Annotated in this window: 19 protein-coding genes, 1 tRNA gene and 1 rRNA gene; 12 read left to right on the forward strand and 9 right to left on the reverse strand. The window is 64.7% G+C overall.

The window, feature by feature from the left end; all coding sequences use genetic code 11:
* The first annotated feature begins 9 nt into the window (after nt 1-9).
* Nucleotides 10-123, forward strand: a 5S ribosomal RNA gene (gene rrf / locus AC1DKV_RS14500).
* Between the two features lie 104 nt (nt 124-227).
* On the opposite strand, the gene AC1DKV_RS14505 is transcribed toward rrf, so the two are convergent.
* From AC1DKV_RS14505 to lexA, 4 genes are all read right to left on the reverse strand, one after another.
* The gene (locus AC1DKV_RS14505) at nt 228-1,154 is read right to left on the reverse strand and encodes a DUF808 domain-containing protein (protein WP_441613327.1); all 927 of its coding nucleotides are present in this window, start codon (nt 1,152-1,154) and stop codon (nt 228-230) included.
* A gap of 245 nt (nt 1,155-1,399) precedes the next feature.
* Nucleotides 1,400-1,475, reverse strand: a tRNA-His gene (locus AC1DKV_RS14510).
* A 136-nt stretch (nt 1,476-1,611) separates the two neighbouring features.
* Nucleotides 1,612-1,782, reverse strand: coding sequence for a hypothetical protein (locus tag AC1DKV_RS14515; protein ID WP_441613328.1), 171 nt, complete (start codon nt 1,780-1,782; stop codon nt 1,612-1,614).
* Between the two features lie 117 nt (nt 1,783-1,899).
* Nucleotides 1,900-2,556, reverse strand: coding sequence for a transcriptional repressor LexA (lexA, locus tag AC1DKV_RS14520; protein WP_441613330.1), 657 nt, complete (start codon nt 2,554-2,556; stop codon nt 1,900-1,902).
* Nucleotides 2,557-2,786: 230 nt separating this feature from the next.
* On the opposite strand from lexA, the gene AC1DKV_RS14525 reads away from it, so the two are divergent.
* From AC1DKV_RS14525 to AC1DKV_RS14560, 8 genes are all read left to right on the forward strand, one after another.
* Nucleotides 2,787-3,785 carry an asparaginase gene (locus tag AC1DKV_RS14525; protein WP_441613331.1) on the forward strand — a complete coding sequence of 333 codons (999 nt, stop codon included), beginning with the start codon at nt 2,787-2,789 and terminating at the stop codon, nt 3,783-3,785.
* A gap of 101 nt (nt 3,786-3,886) precedes the next feature.
* Nucleotides 3,887-4,261: a 30S ribosomal protein S6 gene (gene rpsF / locus AC1DKV_RS14530; protein ID WP_441613332.1), complete on the forward strand. Its 375-nt coding sequence runs from the start codon at nt 3,887-3,889 to the stop codon at nt 4,259-4,261.
* A gap of 95 nt (nt 4,262-4,356) precedes the next feature.
* On the forward strand, nt 4,357-4,656 hold the full coding sequence (gene priB, locus AC1DKV_RS14535; protein ID WP_441613333.1) for a primosomal replication protein N: 300 nt from the start codon (nt 4,357-4,359) through the stop codon (nt 4,654-4,656).
* 3 nt (nt 4,657-4,659) lie between these two features.
* The gene (gene rpsR / locus AC1DKV_RS14540; protein ID WP_006163606.1) at nt 4,660-4,938 is read left to right on the forward strand and encodes a 30S ribosomal protein S18; all 279 of its coding nucleotides are present in this window, start codon (nt 4,660-4,662) and stop codon (nt 4,936-4,938) included.
* A gap of 31 nt (nt 4,939-4,969) precedes the next feature.
* Nucleotides 4,970-5,422: a 50S ribosomal protein L9 gene (gene rplI, locus AC1DKV_RS14545; protein WP_441613334.1), complete on the forward strand. Its 453-nt coding sequence runs from the start codon at nt 4,970-4,972 to the stop codon at nt 5,420-5,422.
* Between the two features lie 219 nt (nt 5,423-5,641).
* Nucleotides 5,642-7,033 carry a replicative DNA helicase gene (locus AC1DKV_RS14550; RefSeq protein ID WP_441613335.1) on the forward strand — a complete coding sequence of 464 codons (1,392 nt, stop codon included), beginning with the start codon at nt 5,642-5,644 and terminating at the stop codon, nt 7,031-7,033.
* A gap of 223 nt (nt 7,034-7,256) precedes the next feature.
* Nucleotides 7,257-7,883 carry a DUF47 domain-containing protein gene (locus tag AC1DKV_RS14555; RefSeq protein ID WP_441613336.1) on the forward strand — a complete coding sequence of 209 codons (627 nt, stop codon included), beginning with the start codon at nt 7,257-7,259 and terminating at the stop codon, nt 7,881-7,883.
* A 13-nt stretch (nt 7,884-7,896) separates the two neighbouring features.
* Nucleotides 7,897-8,907, forward strand: coding sequence for an inorganic phosphate transporter (locus AC1DKV_RS14560; protein ID WP_441613338.1), 1,011 nt, complete (start codon nt 7,897-7,899; stop codon nt 8,905-8,907).
* Nucleotides 8,908-8,995: 88 nt separating this feature from the next.
* Here AC1DKV_RS14560 and AC1DKV_RS14565 read toward each other — a convergent pair whose 3' ends face one another.
* The 5 genes from AC1DKV_RS14565 to AC1DKV_RS14585 all read right to left on the reverse strand — a co-directional run bounded on the left by AC1DKV_RS14565 (nt 8,996) and on the right by AC1DKV_RS14585 (nt 13,461).
* Nucleotides 8,996-9,685, reverse strand: coding sequence for a C40 family peptidase (locus tag AC1DKV_RS14565; RefSeq protein WP_441613339.1), 690 nt, complete (start codon nt 9,683-9,685; stop codon nt 8,996-8,998).
* Nucleotides 9,686-9,773: 88 nt separating this feature from the next.
* Nucleotides 9,774-10,217 (reverse strand): hypothetical protein, encoded by a 444-nt coding sequence (locus tag AC1DKV_RS14570; protein WP_441613340.1) that lies wholly within the window; start codon nt 10,215-10,217, stop codon nt 9,774-9,776.
* A gap of 174 nt (nt 10,218-10,391) precedes the next feature.
* On the reverse strand, nt 10,392-12,113 hold the full coding sequence (locus tag AC1DKV_RS14575; protein WP_441643512.1) for a PhoH family protein: 1,722 nt from the start codon (nt 12,111-12,113) through the stop codon (nt 10,392-10,394).
* Nucleotides 12,114-12,465: 352 nt separating this feature from the next.
* Nucleotides 12,466-12,927 (reverse strand): peroxiredoxin, encoded by a 462-nt coding sequence (locus AC1DKV_RS14580; RefSeq protein WP_441613342.1) that lies wholly within the window; start codon nt 12,925-12,927, stop codon nt 12,466-12,468.
* Between the two features lie 153 nt (nt 12,928-13,080).
* Nucleotides 13,081-13,461 (reverse strand): Mth938-like domain-containing protein, encoded by a 381-nt coding sequence (locus AC1DKV_RS14585; RefSeq protein ID WP_441613343.1) that lies wholly within the window; start codon nt 13,459-13,461, stop codon nt 13,081-13,083.
* Nucleotides 13,462-13,798: 337 nt separating this feature from the next.
* On the opposite strand from AC1DKV_RS14585, the gene AC1DKV_RS14590 reads away from it, so the two are divergent.
* Genes AC1DKV_RS14590 through thrC form a run of 3 tightly spaced genes read left to right on the forward strand, consistent with a single transcriptional unit; the run spans nt 13,799 to nt 17,845 of the window.
* Nucleotides 13,799-15,031: a pyridoxal phosphate-dependent aminotransferase gene (locus tag AC1DKV_RS14590; protein ID WP_441613344.1), complete on the forward strand. Its 1,233-nt coding sequence runs from the start codon at nt 13,799-13,801 to the stop codon at nt 15,029-15,031.
* 50 nt (nt 15,032-15,081) lie between these two features.
* A complete protein-coding gene (locus AC1DKV_RS14595; protein ID WP_441613345.1) occupies nt 15,082-16,392 on the forward strand; it encodes a homoserine dehydrogenase in 1,311 nt (436 codons plus the stop codon).
* A 7-nt stretch (nt 16,393-16,399) separates the two neighbouring features.
* On the forward strand, nt 16,400-17,845 hold the full coding sequence (gene thrC / locus AC1DKV_RS14600; protein ID WP_441613346.1) for a threonine synthase: 1,446 nt from the start codon (nt 16,400-16,402) through the stop codon (nt 17,843-17,845).
* Nucleotides 17,846-17,901: the final 56 nt, after the last annotated feature.

Raw genomic sequence — 17,901 nt, forward strand, 5'->3', positions numbered from 1 at the left:
CCGTTTATGCCTGGTGACCATAGCGAGTTGGAACCACCCCTTCCCATCCCGAACAGGACCGTGAAACGACTCCACGCCGATGATAGTGCGGATTACCCGTGTGAAAGTAGGTAATCGCCAGGCTCTCCCTTGAAACCCCTCAGTACGCACGTACTGGGGGGTTTTGCTTTTTGGGCGGCCGATTCGTAGTGACCGATCCGCAGCGACCGGTCCGCGGCTCGGAGTGATCAGTCGGAGGAGGGCCGAAACATCCGCATCCCGAACCTGGCCACGGCAACCGTGGCAGTGACCAGCGCACCGGCCAGCATGCCGGCTACCGCGTTGAGCAGCAGCGGTCCGAGCATTTCCAGGCTGCTTCCCACGCTTGGTACATCCGCCAGAACGCCGGTCACGAGATCCGTCAAATGATGCGCGCCGGGGAATCCGTGGACCAGGATCCCGCCGCCAACCAGGAACATCGCCACGGTACCCGCCACCGAGAGCGCCCGCATCAGCCAGGGCGCCATGCGCAGGATGCCGCGGCCCGCAGCGCGCGCCGCGGCCGATGAGCGCTGGTGCAGATAGAGTCCGGCGTCGTCCAGTTTGACGATGCCGGCCACCAGGCCATAGACACCTACCGTCATGATCAGGGCAATCGCCGTCAACACGGCAACCTGCGTCCCGAACGCGGCGCTCGAAACGGTGCCGAGGGAAATGACGATGATTTCAGCCGACAAGATGAAATCCGTACGCACTGCGCCGCGGATCTTCGACCTTTCGAGAGCGGTGGGGTCCGCCGTCTCCGGCGCCGGGCTTGCTGCTGTCTCCTGCCCGTCCTGATGCATGAAGCCGTGCGCAATCTTTTCGAAACCCTCGTAGCAGAGGAAGGCGCCGCCGGCCATCAGCAGCGGCACGATCGCCCACGGGATGACGGCACTGATGGCCAGCGCGGATGGTACCAAGATGGCCTTGTTGCGCAGGGATCCCTTCGCAACAGCCCAAACCACCGGCAACTCGCGTTCAGCGTTGACACCGCTGACCTGCTGGGCATTGAGGGCGAGATCGTCGCCGAGCACGCCCGCGGTCTTCTTGGCGGCCAATTTGCTCAAGGCCGCCACGTCGTCAAGCATGGTAGTGATGTCGTCGATCAGCAGAAGCAGGCTCGAGCCAGCCATATCCAGATCTCCCGGGTGGGTAGCGAGAAAGCAGATACGTCGCGCATTTGCCGCGCGCATGGAGCATACGGCGTCGTCAGAATACCGCTATTGCCTCGTTGAGCCAGGCAAATAACGCGAGTGCGTAGACGAAATGGGGAGGGGAGAGGGCGCCGGAATCGGCTTGCGATCGGGCCTGAGACAAATAACAGACCCACAAACAAAAACAGCGAGCTTCGCAGCTCGCTGTTTTTGCAATGCAATTCTGGGGTGGCTGATGGGACTCGAACCCACGACGACAGGAATCACAATCCTGGACTCTACCAACTGAGCTACAGCCACCGTCGTAGTCTTTCAGCTGAGTGCTGATCGACGAAAAACAAGATTATACAAACTTCATTCGCGGATGGCTAGTACTTCGCTCAAATTTTTTCGTGATGCCAGGGCGCCGTTGAATCGAGGGATACGCAACGCGATTTCACGCGGAGAGCTTGGGGAGATCTTCCAGTTCGAGCATGCGGCAGATGGCTGCCATGCTGCCGACCATGGTGCGGCGTTGCGCGCCCTGATAGATACGCACGCCCTTGGACTGGCGGAACGGGACGGGCTTGACGGGGCGGCGGGCGGAGAAGCGGTTGGCTGGCAGCATGGCTACACCTGGTAATTTGCAACAACAGTTGGCGGCACCCGCGGCGCGGGTGGCGTTGGCACAAACGGGTGCAGCTTGATGCGGGGCAGGCCCGCTCCAGCCGCACTTGTTGAATCGTCAGAAGGCGCCGGTACGAATCAGGCCGACGGCAATGCCTTCGAGCGAGAACTCTTCGCGGCCGGGCTCAACGATGATGCTGGCGAAGTCGGGGTTCTCTGCGATCAGTTCGATGGTGTCGCCCCGTCGGTTGAGGCGTTTGACAGTGACGTCGTCGCCGAGGCGGGCTACGACGATCTTGCCGTTGGCGGCTTCGCTGGCGCGTTTGACGGCGAGTAGGTCGCCGTCGAGGATGCCGGCGTCGCGCATGCTCAGGCCGCGGACGCGAAGGAGGTAGTCGGGCTGGACTTCGAATACCGAGGCATCGACCTGATACTGGCGGTCGATATGCTCGGCCGCAAGGATTGGGCTACCTGCGGCGACACGCCCGACCAGCGGCAGCGTCAGTTGCATCACGCCGGCCATGGGGAGGGAGAACTGGTCGGGCAGTTCCGAGTCGCTGCGCCATACCTTGAGGCGAATGCCGCGCGACGCGCCAGGCGTGAGTTCGATCACGCCTTTTCGTGCCAGGGCGCGCAGATGTTCTTCTGCGGCGTTGGGCGAGGAGAAGCCGAACTTGGCGGCGATCTCGGCACGGGTGGGCGGGAAGCCGGTGTGCTGGAGGGTGCTGCGAATCAGGTCGAAAATCTGCTGCTGTCGCGGTGTCAGGGTCGCCATGGTCGCCGTATGTGAAAGCACTGTATGTTTAAACAGTATGCTGTGATTTTATACAGTATCGAGTGAAGTGCAAGCGGAATTTTGGGAGGCTGCTCATCGACAGGCGCTTTGTCGCACGCCAGGCGGGTTGTGCTGGTCGCAAGTGTGGGGCGGTAAGCGAGTTACAATCCGCGGCACGCAAATCGCTGATTTCGTGTCTTTTGAATCCGGATTCCAACACGTCCCCCGCCATGTCCCTATTGCGTCGCGTCGTCGTGCTCGCCACCGGCGGCACCATCGCAGGTTCCTCCTCCAATCCGGCCAGTAGCGCCAAATACCAGGCGGCCACGGTGCCGGTGGCGTCCTTGCTTGGCGCGGTGCCGGCGCTCGGCAGTGTGGCCCGCATCGAGGCCGAGCAGGTCGCCCAGGTAGATAGCAAGGACATGTCGTTCGCGCTCTGGTCGAGGCTGGTCGAGCGCATCCGCTTCTGGTCCGCGCAACCCGACGTTGCCGGCATTGTCGTGACGCACGGCACCGACACGCTCGAAGAGACGGCGATGGTGTTGCACCTCGCTTGTCCCGTCGGGCTGCCCATCGTGCTGACCGCGGCCATGCGGCCTTCGACCTCGTTGTCGGCCGACGGGCCGCTGAACCTGCTCGACGCCGTGCGTGTGGCCAGCCACGCGCAGGCGGTGGGGAAGGGCGTGCTGCTGGTCATCAACCAGGAGATCCACGCCGCGCGCGACGTTGTGAAGGCGCACACGTCGGCAGTGAACGCCTTCGCTTCGCCAGCGGGCGGGCCGGTCGGTTATGTGCAGGATGACTTCGTGGGCTTCACGCGCGCCCCGGCGCGGTTGCCGGCCGCGGCCATGCCGATGCCGCAGGCCTGGCCCAAGGTGGAGATTCTCGCCAGCTATGCGGAGCCGGGCCGGGTGGTCGTCGACGCGCTGGTCGGGGCGGGCGTGAACGGTCTTGTCGTGGCGGCCGCGGGCAACGGCTCGATCCACCAGTCGCTGGCCGAGGCATTGGCCGAGGCGGCCGCGGCCGGCGTGGCGGTCGTGCGCAGTTCGCGCACCGGTGCGGGTCATGTGGCGATTCCGGTGGCGCCGCGGCCGGCGTCCGGTGTTTTCGTTGCGGCCGGCAACCTGAATCCTTATAAGGCACGCGTGCTCCTGCTGTTTGCCCTGGCGGGGACTCCCGCGCTGGCGTCCGATCCGGTCGCGCTGCAGGCGCTGTTCGCGGGGAGTTGAAGCGACTTGCCGAGTAAGGCGAAAGCGCGCTATACTTTAAGGCTATCCAACCTTGCCGCACCGGACATGGCGCCCGGGTGGCTTATCCAAAAGGAGCGTCAATGCGTCATTACGAAATCGTATTTATCGTCCATCCGGACCAGAGTGAACAAGTTCCGGCCATGATCGAGCGTTACAAGACGCTGGTCACGTCGCAGGAAGGCCAGATCCACCGCGTGGAAGACTGGGGCCGCCGTCAGATGGCCTACATGATCCAGAAGCTGGCCAAGGCTCACTACGTTTGCCTGAACATCGAATGCGGCAAGGAAACCCTGGCTGAACTCGAACACGCGTTCAAGTTCAACGACGCGGTGCTGCGCCACCTCATCGTTCAGACCAAGAAGGCCGAAACCGCACCGTCCCCGATGATGAAGGAAGTGCAGCGCGAAGAAGCCCGCAAGGCCGCGCAACAGACCAGCGAAGCCCCGGCCGCGTAAGTGCGGACCGTTGCGGTTGCCGCAGACGCTGAGTACGTGAGGCGTCGCGGCGGCGCGGGCGGGCATGGGTACAGGCATCGGGAAGGGAGGCAGCGTTGAACCAGTTAAGGCTCTGCGCAACCCTCGCCGAACGCGATGCCTTGCGCTACACCCCGGCAGGCGTCCCCGTCGTCAACTGCATCTTGCAGTACGCGGGCCAGACCGTCGAGGCGCAAACGCCCAGGCAGGTGGAATTTGCCATCGCCGCCATGGGAATCGGCCAGGTTGGGCAACGGCTCGAGCGTACCCCGCTCGGCGCGATGCTCGACTGCGAAGGATTCCTCGCTCGCAAGCACCGCAACAGCAAGGCTCTCGTCTTTCACATCACTGGATGTAAAGCATTCGAAAAGGATTGAATCATGGCATTCGTCAAACGTGACAACAAGAACAAGAAGCGCTTCCAACAGCAGAACCCGCTGTTCAAGCGCAAGCGCTTCTGCCGCTTCACCGTGGCTGGCGTGGAACAGATCGACTACAAGGATCTGGACACCCTGAAGGATTTCATCGGCGACAACGGCAAGATCACGCCGGCCCGCCTGACCGGTACCAAGGCTCACTATCAGCGTCAGCTCGATACGGCCATCAAGCGCGCGCGTTTCCTCGCGCTGATGCCCTACACCGACCTGCACAAGAACTGATCGGCCCTAGGTCCGTCAAGGAGAAAACACGATGCAAATCATTCTGCTGGAAAAAGTCATCAACCTGGGCAACCTGGGTGACATCGTTCGCGTGAAGGACGGCTACGCCCGTAACTTCCTGATCCCGAACAAGAAGGCCCGCCGTGCGACCCAGACCGCCATCAGCGAGTTCGAAGTCAAGCGCGCCGAGCTGGAAAAGGCCGCCGCCGAGAAGCTGGCCGCTGCGCAAGCCGAAGGCGAAAAGCTGAACGGCCTGACCGTGCAGATCACCCAGAAGTCGGGTGTGGACGGCCGCCTGTTCGGTTCGGTCACCAACGCCGACATCGCCGAAGCCCTGGAAGGCCAAGGCTTCAAGATCGAGAAGGCGCAAGTGCGCCTGCCGAACGGCCCGCTGAAGGTCGTTGGCGATCATCCGGTCAGCGTTTCGCTGCACACGGACGTGCTGGTCGATGTGACCATCGCCGTCCTGGGCGAGCACGTCTAAGACCGGATTCGATGCCACCGCGGGCCCCGCTCAGGGGCTGGCGGCGGGCATCGATTGCTGGCAACAACAAAAAAGGCAGGGGCCAAGCGCTCCTGCCTTTTTTGCTTTGGGCTTAATTGCGACAGGCTGGTCGTCCCGCCGTCACTTCATCGCGGACGATGGCTGACAGCCGCGATTTCTCCTGCGACGGGGGCCCGGCCACCGTTATAATCCCTCCCCATGAACGCGCCCGTCGCAGACCCCCAACTAGATAATCTCAAGGTTCCACCACACTCCATCGAGGCCGAGCAATCGGTACTCGGTGGCCTGTTGCTGGACAACGCCGCCTGGGACCGTATCGCCGATTTCCTGTCCGAAGCGGACTTCTATCGCTTCGATCACCGGATGATCTTCCAGAGCATCTCCCGGCTGATCGCTGCTACCAAGCCTGCCGACGTCATCACCGTCTACGAGGTGTTGCAGGGAGCCGGCAAGGCGGAGGAGGTGGGCGGACTGGCCTACCTGAATTCGCTGGCGCAGAACACGCCCAGCGCAGCCAATATCCGCCGCTATGCGGAGATCGTGCGCGAGCGCTCTGTGCTGCGCAAGCTGGTCACCGTGGCCGACGACATCGCCACCGCCGCGTTCGCGCCCAAGGGGCGCGAAGTGCGGGAACTGCTCGATGAGGCCGAATCCAAGGTCTTCGCCATCGCCGAGGAAGGCTCGCGCGGGCAGAAGGGCTTCCAGGAGATCCAGCCGCTGCTGACCCAGGTGGTGGAGCGCATCGACGAGCTGTACCACCGGGATTCCAGCACCGATGTGACCGGCGTACCGACCGGCTTTATCGACCTGGACCGCATGACCAGCGGCATGCAGGCCGGCGACCTGATCATCGTTGCGGGCCGGCCCTCGATGGGCAAGACCGCGTTCTCGCTGAACATCGGCGAGCATGTGGCGGTGGAGCAGGGCCTGCCGGTGGCGGTGTTCTCCATGGAAATGGCGGGCACGCAGCTGGCCATGCGTATGCTCGGCTCGGTGGGCCGGCTGGACCAGCACCGCCTGCGTACCGGCCGCCTGCTCGACGAAGACTGGCCGCGCCTGACGCATGCCATCCAGCGCATGAACGATGCCCAGCTGTTCATCGACGAAACCCCGGCGCTGAGCTCGATGGAGCTGCGCGCCCGGTCACGCCGGCTGGCGCGCCAGTGCGGCCAGCTCGGCCTGATCATCATCGACTACCTGCAGCTGATGTCGGGCTCGGGCGGCGGTGAAAACCGCGCCACCGAGATCTCGGAAATCTCGCGTTCGCTCAAGGGCCTGGCCAAGGAGCTCAACTGCCCCGTGATTGCGCTGTCGCAGTTGAACCGAAGCCTGGAACAGCGCCCCAACAAGCGGCCGGTGATGTCCGACTTGCGCGAATCCGGCGCTATCGAACAGGATGCCGACGTGATCCTGTTCATCTACCGCGACGAGGTCTACAACCCGGACTCGCAGGACAAGGGCACGTCGGAAATCATCATCGGCAAGCAGCGTAACGGCCCGATCGGGACCGTGCGGCTGACATTCCTGGGCCAGTTCACGAAGTTCGACAACTTCAGCGGCGGCCCCGCCTTCTTCGACAACGACAACTGAAGCCCAGGCCCGGCGCGGCTTGCCGGGCAGCCGGCGCCGCCGGGAAGGCGGATCGCCGGCGCCGCACATCAAAGAGGCGCGGCTTCGCCCCACATGCCTGTAAAATATTGCGTTTTGATGACAGCCGCCGCGAGGCGGCTGTCATTCAATGCACGACTGGCTGATCCAGCAACCCACTCAGCAACAACCAGCGGCGCTAACGCGTCGTGACAAGGAACAACCCATGTTCGGCCGATTCATGCCCACGGAGGGCAAGTTCTTCGAATACTTCAACCAGCATGCCGATTGCGCGGTGACCGCCGCCCGCGAGCTGGAAGTGCTGGTCAACGACCTGCCCAATGCCGAGGCACACGCGCGCCGCGTCCAGGCCACCGAAAAGAAGGCCGACCGCATCACGCACGACACCATCGACCTGCTGCACAAGACCTTCATCACGCCGCTGGACCGCGATGAGATCCACAAGCTCATCACCACCATGGACGACATCCTCGACCTGATGGAAGACGTGGCGGAGACCATCTCGCTGTACGACGTGACCAGCCTGACCGACGAAGCGCGCAAGCTGGCCTCGATCTGCGTGCAGTGCTGCGACCAGGTCAAGATCGCGGTCGGGCTGCTCGAAGACATGAGCAATGCCAGCGCCATCCTCAAGACGGCGCAGCAGATCGACCAGCTCGAGTCCGAGGCGGACCGCGTGATGCGCTCGGCCATGTCGAAGCTGTTCCGCGACGAGACCGACGTGAAACGGCTGATCAAGCTCAAGGCCATCTACGAGCAACTGGAAACCATCACCGACAAGTGCGAGGACGTCGCCAACATCATCGAAGGCATCGTCCTGGAAAACGCCTGAGGCACGAATCGGCATGCAGACCATACAAATGAGCTTGTGGGTGATCGCCTTGCTGGTGGGCCTCGCCTTGCTGTTCGACTTCATGAACGGCTTCCACGATGCCGCCAACTCGATCGCCACGGTGGTATCGACGGGCGTGCTCAAGCCGCACCACGCCGTGGCCATGGCCGCCATGTGCAATGTGGTGGCCATCTTCATCTTCCACCTCAAGGTGGCGGCCACGGTGGGAACGGGCACCATCGACGTCCATATCGTCGACCACCACGTCATCTTCGGCGCATTGGTCGGCGCCATCGCCTGGAACCTGATCACCTGGTACTACGGCATTCCCTCGTCGTCGTCGCACGCGCTGATCGGCGGGCTGGTGGGCGCCGCGGTGGCCAAGGGCGGCACCAGCGCGCTGGTGGGCGGTGGCCTGGCGAAGACCGTTGCGTTCATCGTGATCTCCCCGCTGCTGGGCTTCGTGCTCGGTTCGCTGATGATGGTGATCGTGGCCTGGACTTTCTTCCGCACGCCGCCGTCCCGCGTGGACCGCTGGTTCCGCCGGCTGCAGCTGATCTCGGCCTCGCTCTATAGCCTGGGCCACGGCGGCAACGATGCGCAGAAAACCATCGGCATCATCTGGATGCTGCTGATCGCCAGCGGCCATGTGGCGCAGGGCGGCGGCGAACCGCCGGTGTGGGTCATCGTCAGTTGCTACGTGGCGATCGGCATGGGCACCATGTTCGGTGGCTGGCGCATCGTGCGCACCATGGGCCAGAAGATCACCAAGCTCAAGCCGGTGGGCGGCTTCTGCGCCGAGACCGGCGGGGCGATCACGCTGTTCATCGCTTCGGCGCTGGGCGTGCCGGTCTCCACCACCCACACCATCACCGGCGCCATCGTCGGCGTAGGTTCGGTGCAGAAGGCTTCGGCCGTGCGCTGGGGCGTGGCCGGCAATATCGTCTGGGCCTGGGTGCTGACCATTCCTGCGTCTGCCTTCATGGCGGCGATTGCATGGTGGATCGGCTTGCACGTGCTCTGAGGCGACATCCCGCTGTCGGCACTGCCCCAAAAAAACCAGGCGTCATGCCTGGTTTTTTGTTGGGCGCGGGATGCCCGGCACGCCGAACCTAGCGATTGGCGAAGGCGGCGATGGGGTCGTCGTCCCCGGCCGGCGGGGCGGCAGGAGCCTCCGGCGTCGGCAATTGCGGCTGAGGCCGCGCGGGCATCGGTGGCGGGACGGCCGCGCTGGCCACGCGCCGGGCGCCGTTGTAGCGCGACGCCCAATAGGATTTGCCCATGTCCTCCAGGCGCACGGTGCCGCCGGTGGACGGCGCGTGCACGAAGCGGTTCTGGCCGACGTAGATGCCGACGTGCGAGTTGGCGCGGCCGGTGGTGTTGAAGAACACCAGGTCGCCCGAGGCTACCTGGCCGCGATCCAGCGCCACGCCGCGCTCGCCCATTGCCTCGGTGGTGCGCGGCAGGCTGACGTTGGCGGCGCGCAGCACCACGTAGCGCACCAGGCCGCTGCAGTCGAAGCCGGAGTCGGGCGTGTTGCCGCCATAGCGGTAGGGCGTGCCGACCAGGGACATGGCCTGGATGGAGACTTCCTCGAGCCCGGCGCTGGGGTCCACCATGGGGGTGCCGCCAGGGCGGGTCTGGCCGGCGTTGCGGGTCGGCGGCGCGGAGGCGCAGGCGGCCAGCACAAGCGCGGCTGCGCACAGCAAGGGCAGGCGGGCCCGGCAGGCAACGCGCGCCGGTAATGATACGGGCCCGGGTTCGGGTGACTTGGCTGTCTGGCCTGTCTGGCGCGTTGGCATTCTTGTTCTGATCGATTGCGGGCCGGGCGCCAAGCACCGCGCAGACAGCCGCGCAACAGCCGCGAAAGCAGCCGTCCGGTGGCACCGCTTACCAGCGCAACTGCGCGTTGTACGTGCCGGTGCTCACATTGACCGACTTGGCCTGACCCTTATAAGTCGCTTCGATATTGTAGCTGCCTTGCGGGGCCTTGATCAGGCACTTCGGCCCGGCCGCCGTGAAGCTGGCAACTTCGTGGCCTTCGCGCATCATGCGCACGGCCACGTCGGCCAGGAATTCGCCGCGTTCGCCCTGGGTGAAGAGCACGCCCATATTGAAATTCTTCTGCTGCGCGGCGAGCTGCTGCTGCTCGTCCGCGGCAATGCCGCCGCACACATAGCTGACCGGCCCCATGGTGCGGATCACCATTTCGTCCGCGGCGAGGGCGGAGCCGCATGGCAGGGAAAGTGCCGCAAGGGCAAGGCCGCCGGCCAGGGCAAGCCGCGCCCTGACCTTGTTCCTGGCATGCGCCAGGCGAGGATGCTGGGTATCCATTCAAGTGCCTCCGTCGATCCAGAGCCAAGATGAAAAAGCGCCCGCCAGGCGCCGGCACGCAGGGTGCCGAACTTGGCGGGCGCTCCGGTTACCTTGATGCTAGGCCACGCCGGCAGACAATGCTGCCGGGCGCGGTCCTACACGGGAAGCGGGCTTGCCGGCTTGGTGCAACGCCTACAGGACATCCGCGGCATGGTCCGCCAGGCGCGAGCGCTCGCCGCGCGCCAGCGTGACGTGGCCGCTATGGCTCCATCCCTTGAAGCGGTCGACGACGTAGGTGAGCCCGGACGATCCTTCGGTGAGGTAGGGCGTATCGATCTGCGCGATATTGCCCAGGCAGATGATCTTGGTGCCCGGGCCCGCACGCGTCACCAGCGTCTTCATCTGCTTCGGCGTCAGGTTCTGCGCCTCGTCGATGATGACGAACTTGTTGACGAAGGTACGGCCGCGCATGAAGTTCATGCTCTTGACCTTGATGCGCGAACGGATCAGTTCCTGGGTGGCGGCGCGGCCCCATTCGCCGGCGCTGTCGTCGCTCTTCTGCAGCACCTCGAGGTTATCGTCGAATGCGCCCATCCAGGGCTGCATCTTCTCTTCCTCGGTGCCGGGCAGGAAGCCGATATCCTCGCCGACCGGCACGGTGGCGCGGGTGACGATGATCTCGTTGTAGAGCTTCTGGTCCAGCACCTGCTCCAGGCCCGCCGCCAGCGCCAGCAGGGTCTTGCCGGTGCCGGCCTGGCCCAGCAGCGTGACGAAGTCGATCTCCGGATGCATCAGCAGGTTGAGCGCGAAGTTCTGCTCGCGGTTGCGCGCGGTCACGCTCCACACATTGTTCTTGTGGTGCGTGTAGTCCTTGAGCGTCTGCAGCAGCGCGGTCTTGCCGTTGATCTCCTTGACCTGGGCGTACAGCGGCAGGCTGCCGTCGCTGGGCTCCAGGTAGACGAACTGGTTGACCAGGAACGAGGGCACCAGCGGTCCGGTCAGGCGATAGAACATCGCGCCGGACTTCGGATCCTGCCAGCTCTCCACGCCCTTGCCGTGCTTGGCCCAGAAGTCGTTGGGCAGGATCATCACGCCCGAGTAGAGCAGGTCCTTGTCCTCGAGGACCTGGTCGTTGAAGTAGTCCTCGGCGGGCAGCCCCAGGGCGCGGGCCTTGATGCGCATATTGATGTCTTTCGACACCAGCACGACCTGGCGGTCCGGAAACTGCTGCTGCAGCGCGCTGACCACGCCCAGGATCTGGTTGTCGGCCTTGCCTTGCGGCAGGCCGTCGGGCAGCTTGATCTCGTTGAGCTTGGTCTGCAGGAACAGCTTGCCCTGCGCATCGCGGTTGCCGAGCTTGGCCAGCGGCATGCCGTCGTCGAGCACGCCGTCGGTGCCCCCCACCAGCGCGTCGAGGGTACGGCTGACGGTGCGCGCGTTGCGCGCGACTTCGCTCATGCCCTTCTTGTGGTTGTCCAGCTCCTCGAGCGTCATCATCGGCAGATAGACGTCATGCTCTTCGAAGCGGAACAGCGAGGTCGGGTCGTGCATCAGCACGTTGGTGTCCAGCACGAACAGCTTGGCCGGGCCAGTGTGTTTGGGTGCGCGGCGGCTGGTGGTGCCGGCGGCGGTCTTGGCCGGGGTCTTCGGCACCGAGGCCAGGGTCGGCACGGGCGTCAGCGGCGTCGGCGCGTCCTTGTTGCGCGCTCGCGTGGTGCCGCCGATGCGGGTCTCGACGCCCGAGGCGTCTTGCGCCGTGCTGTTTCCGGTTTCCAGCAAGGCCACGCGCTCCAGCGCCGGCACAGGTTTCTTGGCCTGTGTCGCTGATCTGGCCTTGGGCAGCTTGGTCACCGGGGCGAATTCACTCGGGTCAAGCAATTGAGCAGGCTTGGCGGGCATGGTCGGCAGCGGCATGCTTGGCTTTCCTTTCAGGGGGAGAAGACGGCTGGAAAACGGCGCAGGGCACGAGTGCGGCCGCGCTGGGCCGCGAAGTTGCCGATCGTGTCCTGTGCGTACAAACAAAAAAGCCGCCAGACCTGTGCAGCAGGTTTGACGGCTTTCTTGCGGACCGGAGACACGGCAGGTCCGCTACCGGCCCGGGGCTCGAGGCGCCTGGGCCGGGACGATGAAACAGCGTGGCATCCGGATTCTGAACTCATTACGGATCAATGTATCCGAACGATTTCTGTTTTGCAATCGCTGGCAGGACCCGGGGGCCAAGGTGTTGCTGCGGCGATCCAGCCGCCGCCCCGAAGGGCGTTTGCGCTCAGAGATCCCGCACGATCTGCAGGACCTCGTCCACATGGTTGGGCACCTTGATGCCGCGCATGGCGTGGCGCAGGATGCCCTTGCCGTCGATGATGAAGGTGCTGCGCTCGATGCCGCGCACTTCCTTGCCATACATCTTTTTCATCTTGATGACATCGAACTGATTGCAGACGGCTTCGTCGCCGTCCGAGATCAGCTCGAAGGGGAGCTCCAGCTTGGCCTTGAAGTTGTCGTGCGACTTCATGCTGTCGCGCGAGATGCCGTACACCGCCGCGCCGGCCTTGACGAAGTCGTCGTGTTGGTCGCGGAAGTTCATGGCTTCGGTGGTGCAACCCGGCGTATTGTCCTTGGGGTAGAAATACAGCACCACGGTCTTGCCGCGCTGCCCGGCAAGGCGGAAAGCGCCGCCGGTGGCGGGCGCGCTGAAGTCGGATACGGCCTGGTCGAGACTGACTGTCATTCTTATGGCTCCTGGGAGGGGCAGGAAGGGGGCGGCTGCATGAGTGCTGCCACCATGGTGGCGGCAGATGGGGGCTGCCCGGCAAACTTCAAGCGTGGCGCCCGCGTAACTTGTCGTTTCGTCCCTGGGCGGGCGCATGGCGCCGGGCCGGCCTCAGGCCGGGTCTTCGAGCAGCAGCACGGCCGCCACCTTGCGGCCTTCCGCCATCAGGATGTTGTAGGTACGGCATGCGGCCTGCAGGTCCATGGCGTCGACCCCTACATGCCGGCGCGCCAGCGAGGCGGTCAGGCGCGGGTGCGGGAAGCGCAGGCGGCTGCCGGTGCCGAGCAGCACCACTTCGGGTGCGTGCTCGAGCAGCCCCTCGAAATGGGCCGGCTCGAGGTCTTCGAAGTGCCGTACCGGCCATGGCCGGACCTCGCCTTCGGGCATGACCAGCACGGAGTCCGTGTAGCGCACCATGTTGATTTCGATATAGCCGGGCCCGTAGGCGGTCACCGTATTGAGGGCATTGGGCTGGTCAGCGTGGAGTTTCAAGGGGAAACCTTTCGGGGCGGCGCCGGCGCGGGCGCGGCGGCGGGGCCGGGCCGCGCGGGGCGGGTTGAGGGCAGTGTCGGTGGCAGCGGGCGGGTACTGCAGGCCGGCCGGCAGGGCAGGCCGCGCCGCGCGCGGCGGCTGCCGGCGGCATACGCTGCAATGCAAGAATCCCTGCCGAAGTCTGTCATAATCCGATAAATTATAGCTTTTGCCTCCCTGCCTGCCACGTTTTGCGTTGCATTGCAGCGGACAGGCGCTCGCGGACCGCTCCTTCCCACCCAGATTCTCTAGCCAGCCGCCGTTCACCCGGCGGCCCTTGCCTCCTGCCGACATCGCCGTGAAACCGATCCAGAAATCCAACAAGCTCAACAATGTTTGCTACGACATCCGCGGCCCGGTGCTGGAGAAGGCCAAGCAGATGGAAGAGGAAGGACACAAGATCATCAAGCTGAACATCGGCAACCTGGCCGTGTTCGGTTTCGACGCGCCGGAAGAGATCCAGCAGGACATGATGCGCAACCTGCCCAATTCGGCGGGCTATTCGGATTCCAAGGGCATCTTCGCCGCGCGCAAGGCGATCATGCACTACACGCAGCAGAAGAACATCGAAGGCGTGGGGCTGGACGACATCTACGTGGGCAACGGCGCCTCGGAGCTGATCGTGATGTCGATGAACGCGCTGCTCAACAGCGGCGACGAAGTGCTGGTGCCGGCGCCGGATTATCCGCTGTGGACCGCCGCGGTGAGCCTCTCGGGCGGTACCCCGGTCCACTACGTATGCGACGAGGCCAACGAGTGGATGCCCGACCTCGACGACATCCGCGCCAAGATCACGCCCAATACCAAGGCCATTGTCGTCATCAACCCGAACAACCCCACCGGGGCGCTGTATTCGGACGAACTGCTCAAGAGCATCGTGACGATCGCGCGCGAGCACGGCCTGATCATCTTCGCCGACGAGATCTACGACAAGGTACTCTACGACGGGCACACCCACACGTCGATCGCCGCCTTGTCGACCGACGTGCTGACGGTGACCTTCAACGGCCTGTCCAAGAACTACCGCTCCTGCGGCTACCGTGCCGGCTGGATGATCGTGTCGGGCGACAAGCGTCCGGCGCTGGACTATATCGAGGGGCTCAACATGCTGTCCTCGATGCGCCTGTGCGCCAACGTGCCCGGCCAGTGGGCCATCCAGACCGCGCTGGGCGGCTACCAGAGCATCAACGACCTGGTGGCCGAAGGCGGCCGCCTGCGCCGCCAGCGCGACCTGGCGCACGAGCTGATCACGCAGATCCCGGGTGTCACCTGCGTCAAGCCCAAGGCCGCGCTATACCTGTTCCCGAAGCTCGACCTGTCGATGTATCCGATCCAGGACGACCAGGAGTTCATCTACGAACTGCTGCAGGAATCCAAGGTGCTGCTGGTACAGGGCACGGGCTTCAACTGGGACAAGCCGGACCACTTCCGGATCGTTTTCCTGCCGCACGAGGAAGACCTGCGCGAGGCCATCGGCCGCGTAGGCCGCTTCCTGGAGGCATACCGCAAGCGCCACGGCCTCGCGGCCTGAGCCGGCGCGCGGCGCAATTCATTTTTCCGCAACTCTGAGTCAGATCGTCCATGAATCCCATCAAAGTAGGCCTGCTTGGCATCGGTACCGTCGGTAGCGGCACGTTCAACGTGTTGCAGCGCAACCAGGAAGAAATCCGCCGCCGCGCAGGACGCGGCATCGAGATCGCCATGGTCGCCGACCTCAACACCGAACGCGCCCGCGAGCTGACCGGTGGGCAGGTCGAGGTGGTGGCCGACGCGCACCAGGTCGTCACCCGTCCCGAGATCGACATCGTCATCGAACTGATCGGCGGCTACGGCATCGCGCGCGAGCTGGTGCTCAAGGCCATCGAGAACGGCAAGCACGTGGTCACCGCCAACAAGGCGCTGCTGGCCGTGCACGGCAACGAGATCTTCGAGGCCGCGCGCAAGAAGGGCGTGATCGTGGCCTTCGAAGCCGCGGTGGCCGGCGGCATCCCCATCATCAAGGCGCTGCGCGAAGGCCTGACCGCCAACCGCATCGAGTGGATCGCCGGCATCATCAACGGCACCACCAACTTCATCCTGTCGGAGATGCGCGACAAGGGCCTGGACTTCGACACCGTGCTCAAGCAAGCCCAGGCGCTGGGCTATGCCGAGGCCGATCCCACCTTCGACATCGAAGGCATCGACGCCGCCCACAAGATCACGCTGATGAGCTCGATCGCCTTCGGCATGCCGGTGCAGTTCGACAAGGCCTATGTGGAAGGCATCACCAAGCTGTCGGCCGTGGATATCCGCTATGCCGAAGAGCTGGGCTACCGCATCAAGCTGCTGGGCCTGACGCGCCGCCGCGAAAACGGCATCGAGCTGCGCGTGCACCCGACCCTGGTGCCGACCAAGCGCCTGATCGCCAATGTGGAAGGCGCCATGAACGCCGTGCTGGTGCAGGGCGACGCCGTCGGCGCCACGCTGTACTACGGCAAGGGCGCCGGCGCCGAGCCGACCGCTTCGGCCGTGATCGCCGACCTGGTCGACGTGACCCGCCTGCACACCGCCGACCCCGAGCACCGCGTGCCGCACCTGGCGTTCCAGCCGGACGAACTCTCCAGCGTGCCGGTGCTGCCGATCGAGGAAGTCACCAGCTCGTACTACCTGCGCATGCGCGTGGCGGACGAGACCGGCGTGCTGGCCGACATCACCCGCATCCTGGCCGACGCCGGCATCTCCATCGATGCCATGCTGCAGAAGGAATCGCGCGAGGGCGAGCCGCAGACCGACATCATCATGCTGTCGCACCTCACGCGCGAGAAGCAGGTCAATGCCGCCATCGCCAAGATCGAGGCACTCCCCACCGTGCTGTCCGCGGTCACGCGCCTGCGCATGGAAGAACTGAACTGAGCGAGCGATGAAATACCAGTCGACGCGCGGCCACGAGATGCCGCAAACCTTCTCCGAGATCCTGCTGGGCGGCCTGGCGCCGGACGGCGGCCTGTACCTGCCGCAGGAATACCCGCAGGTCACCACCGACGAGCTCGAAGCCTGGCGCAAGCTGTCGTACGCCGATCTCGCCTTCGAAGTCCTGTCGAAGTTCTGCGACGACATCCCGGCCGAGGACCTGCGCGCACTCACGCGCAAGACCTACACCGCCGAGGTGTACTGCAATGCCCGCCCCGGCGACAACACCGCGGACATCACCCCGCTGCGCACGCTGGGTGAGGAGGGCGGTACTCCCCTGCAGCTGCTGGGCCTGTCCAACGGCCCCACGCTGGCCTTCAAGGACATGGCCATGCAGCTGCTCGGCAACCTGTTCGAGTACGCGCTTGCGCGTGCCGGGCAGGAGCTGAACATCCTCGGCGCCACCTCCGGCGATACCGGCAGCGCCGCCGAGTACGCGATGCGCGGCAAGCAAGGCATCCGGGTGTTCATGCTCAGCCCGCACCGCAAGATGAGCGCGTTCCAGACCGCGCAGATGTTCAGCCTGCAGGACCCGAACATCTTCAACCTGGCGGTCGAAGGCGTGTTCGACGATTGCCAGGACATCGTCAAGGCCGTGTCGAACGACCTGGACTACAAGGCCCGCCAGAAGATCGGCACGGTCAACTCGATCAACTGGGCGCGCGTGGTGGCCCAGGTGGTGTACTACTTCAAGGGCTGGCTGCTGGCCACCGACGGCCCGGGCCAGAAGGTCTCCTTCTGCGTGCCATCGGGCAATTTCGGCAATGTCTGCGCCGGCCATATCGCGCGCATGATGGGCCTGCCGATCGACAAGCTGGTGGTGGCCACCAACGAGAACGACGTGCTCGACGAGTTCTTCCGCACCGGCACCTACCGCGTGCGCAAGTCGGCCGAGACGTATCACACCTCCAGCCCGAGCATGGACATCTCGAAGGCCTCGAACTTCGAGCGCTTCGTGTTCGACCTGCTCGGCCGCGATGCCGGCAAGCTGGCCGAGATGTTCCGCGATGTGGACACCAGGGGCGGCTTCGACCTGGCCGGCACGCCGGAATTCGACCGCATCCGCGCCTTCGGCTTCGTCTCGGGCCGCAGCACCCACGAGGACCGCGTCGCCACCATCCGCGACCTGTCCGGACGCTACGGCATCACCATCGATACGCACACCGCCGACGGCGTCAAGGTCGCGCGCGAGCACCTCACCCCCGGCGTGCCGATGGTCGTGCTGGAAACCGCGCTGCCGGCCAAGTTCGCCGACACCATCCGCGAGGCGCTCGGCCACGAGCCGGAGCGGCCGGCCAGCTTCGACGGCATCGAAAAGCTGCCCCAGCGTTTCGAGGTCATGCCGGCCGACGCCGGCAAGATCAAGGCCTTCATCGCCGGCCATACCGGCTTGTAAAGACCATGCCGCCGCCGGCCCGTTGGCCGGGGCGGCGGCAACTCGCTACAATCGGA

This window comes from Cupriavidus sp. 05T41 (genome assembly GCF_056396525.1).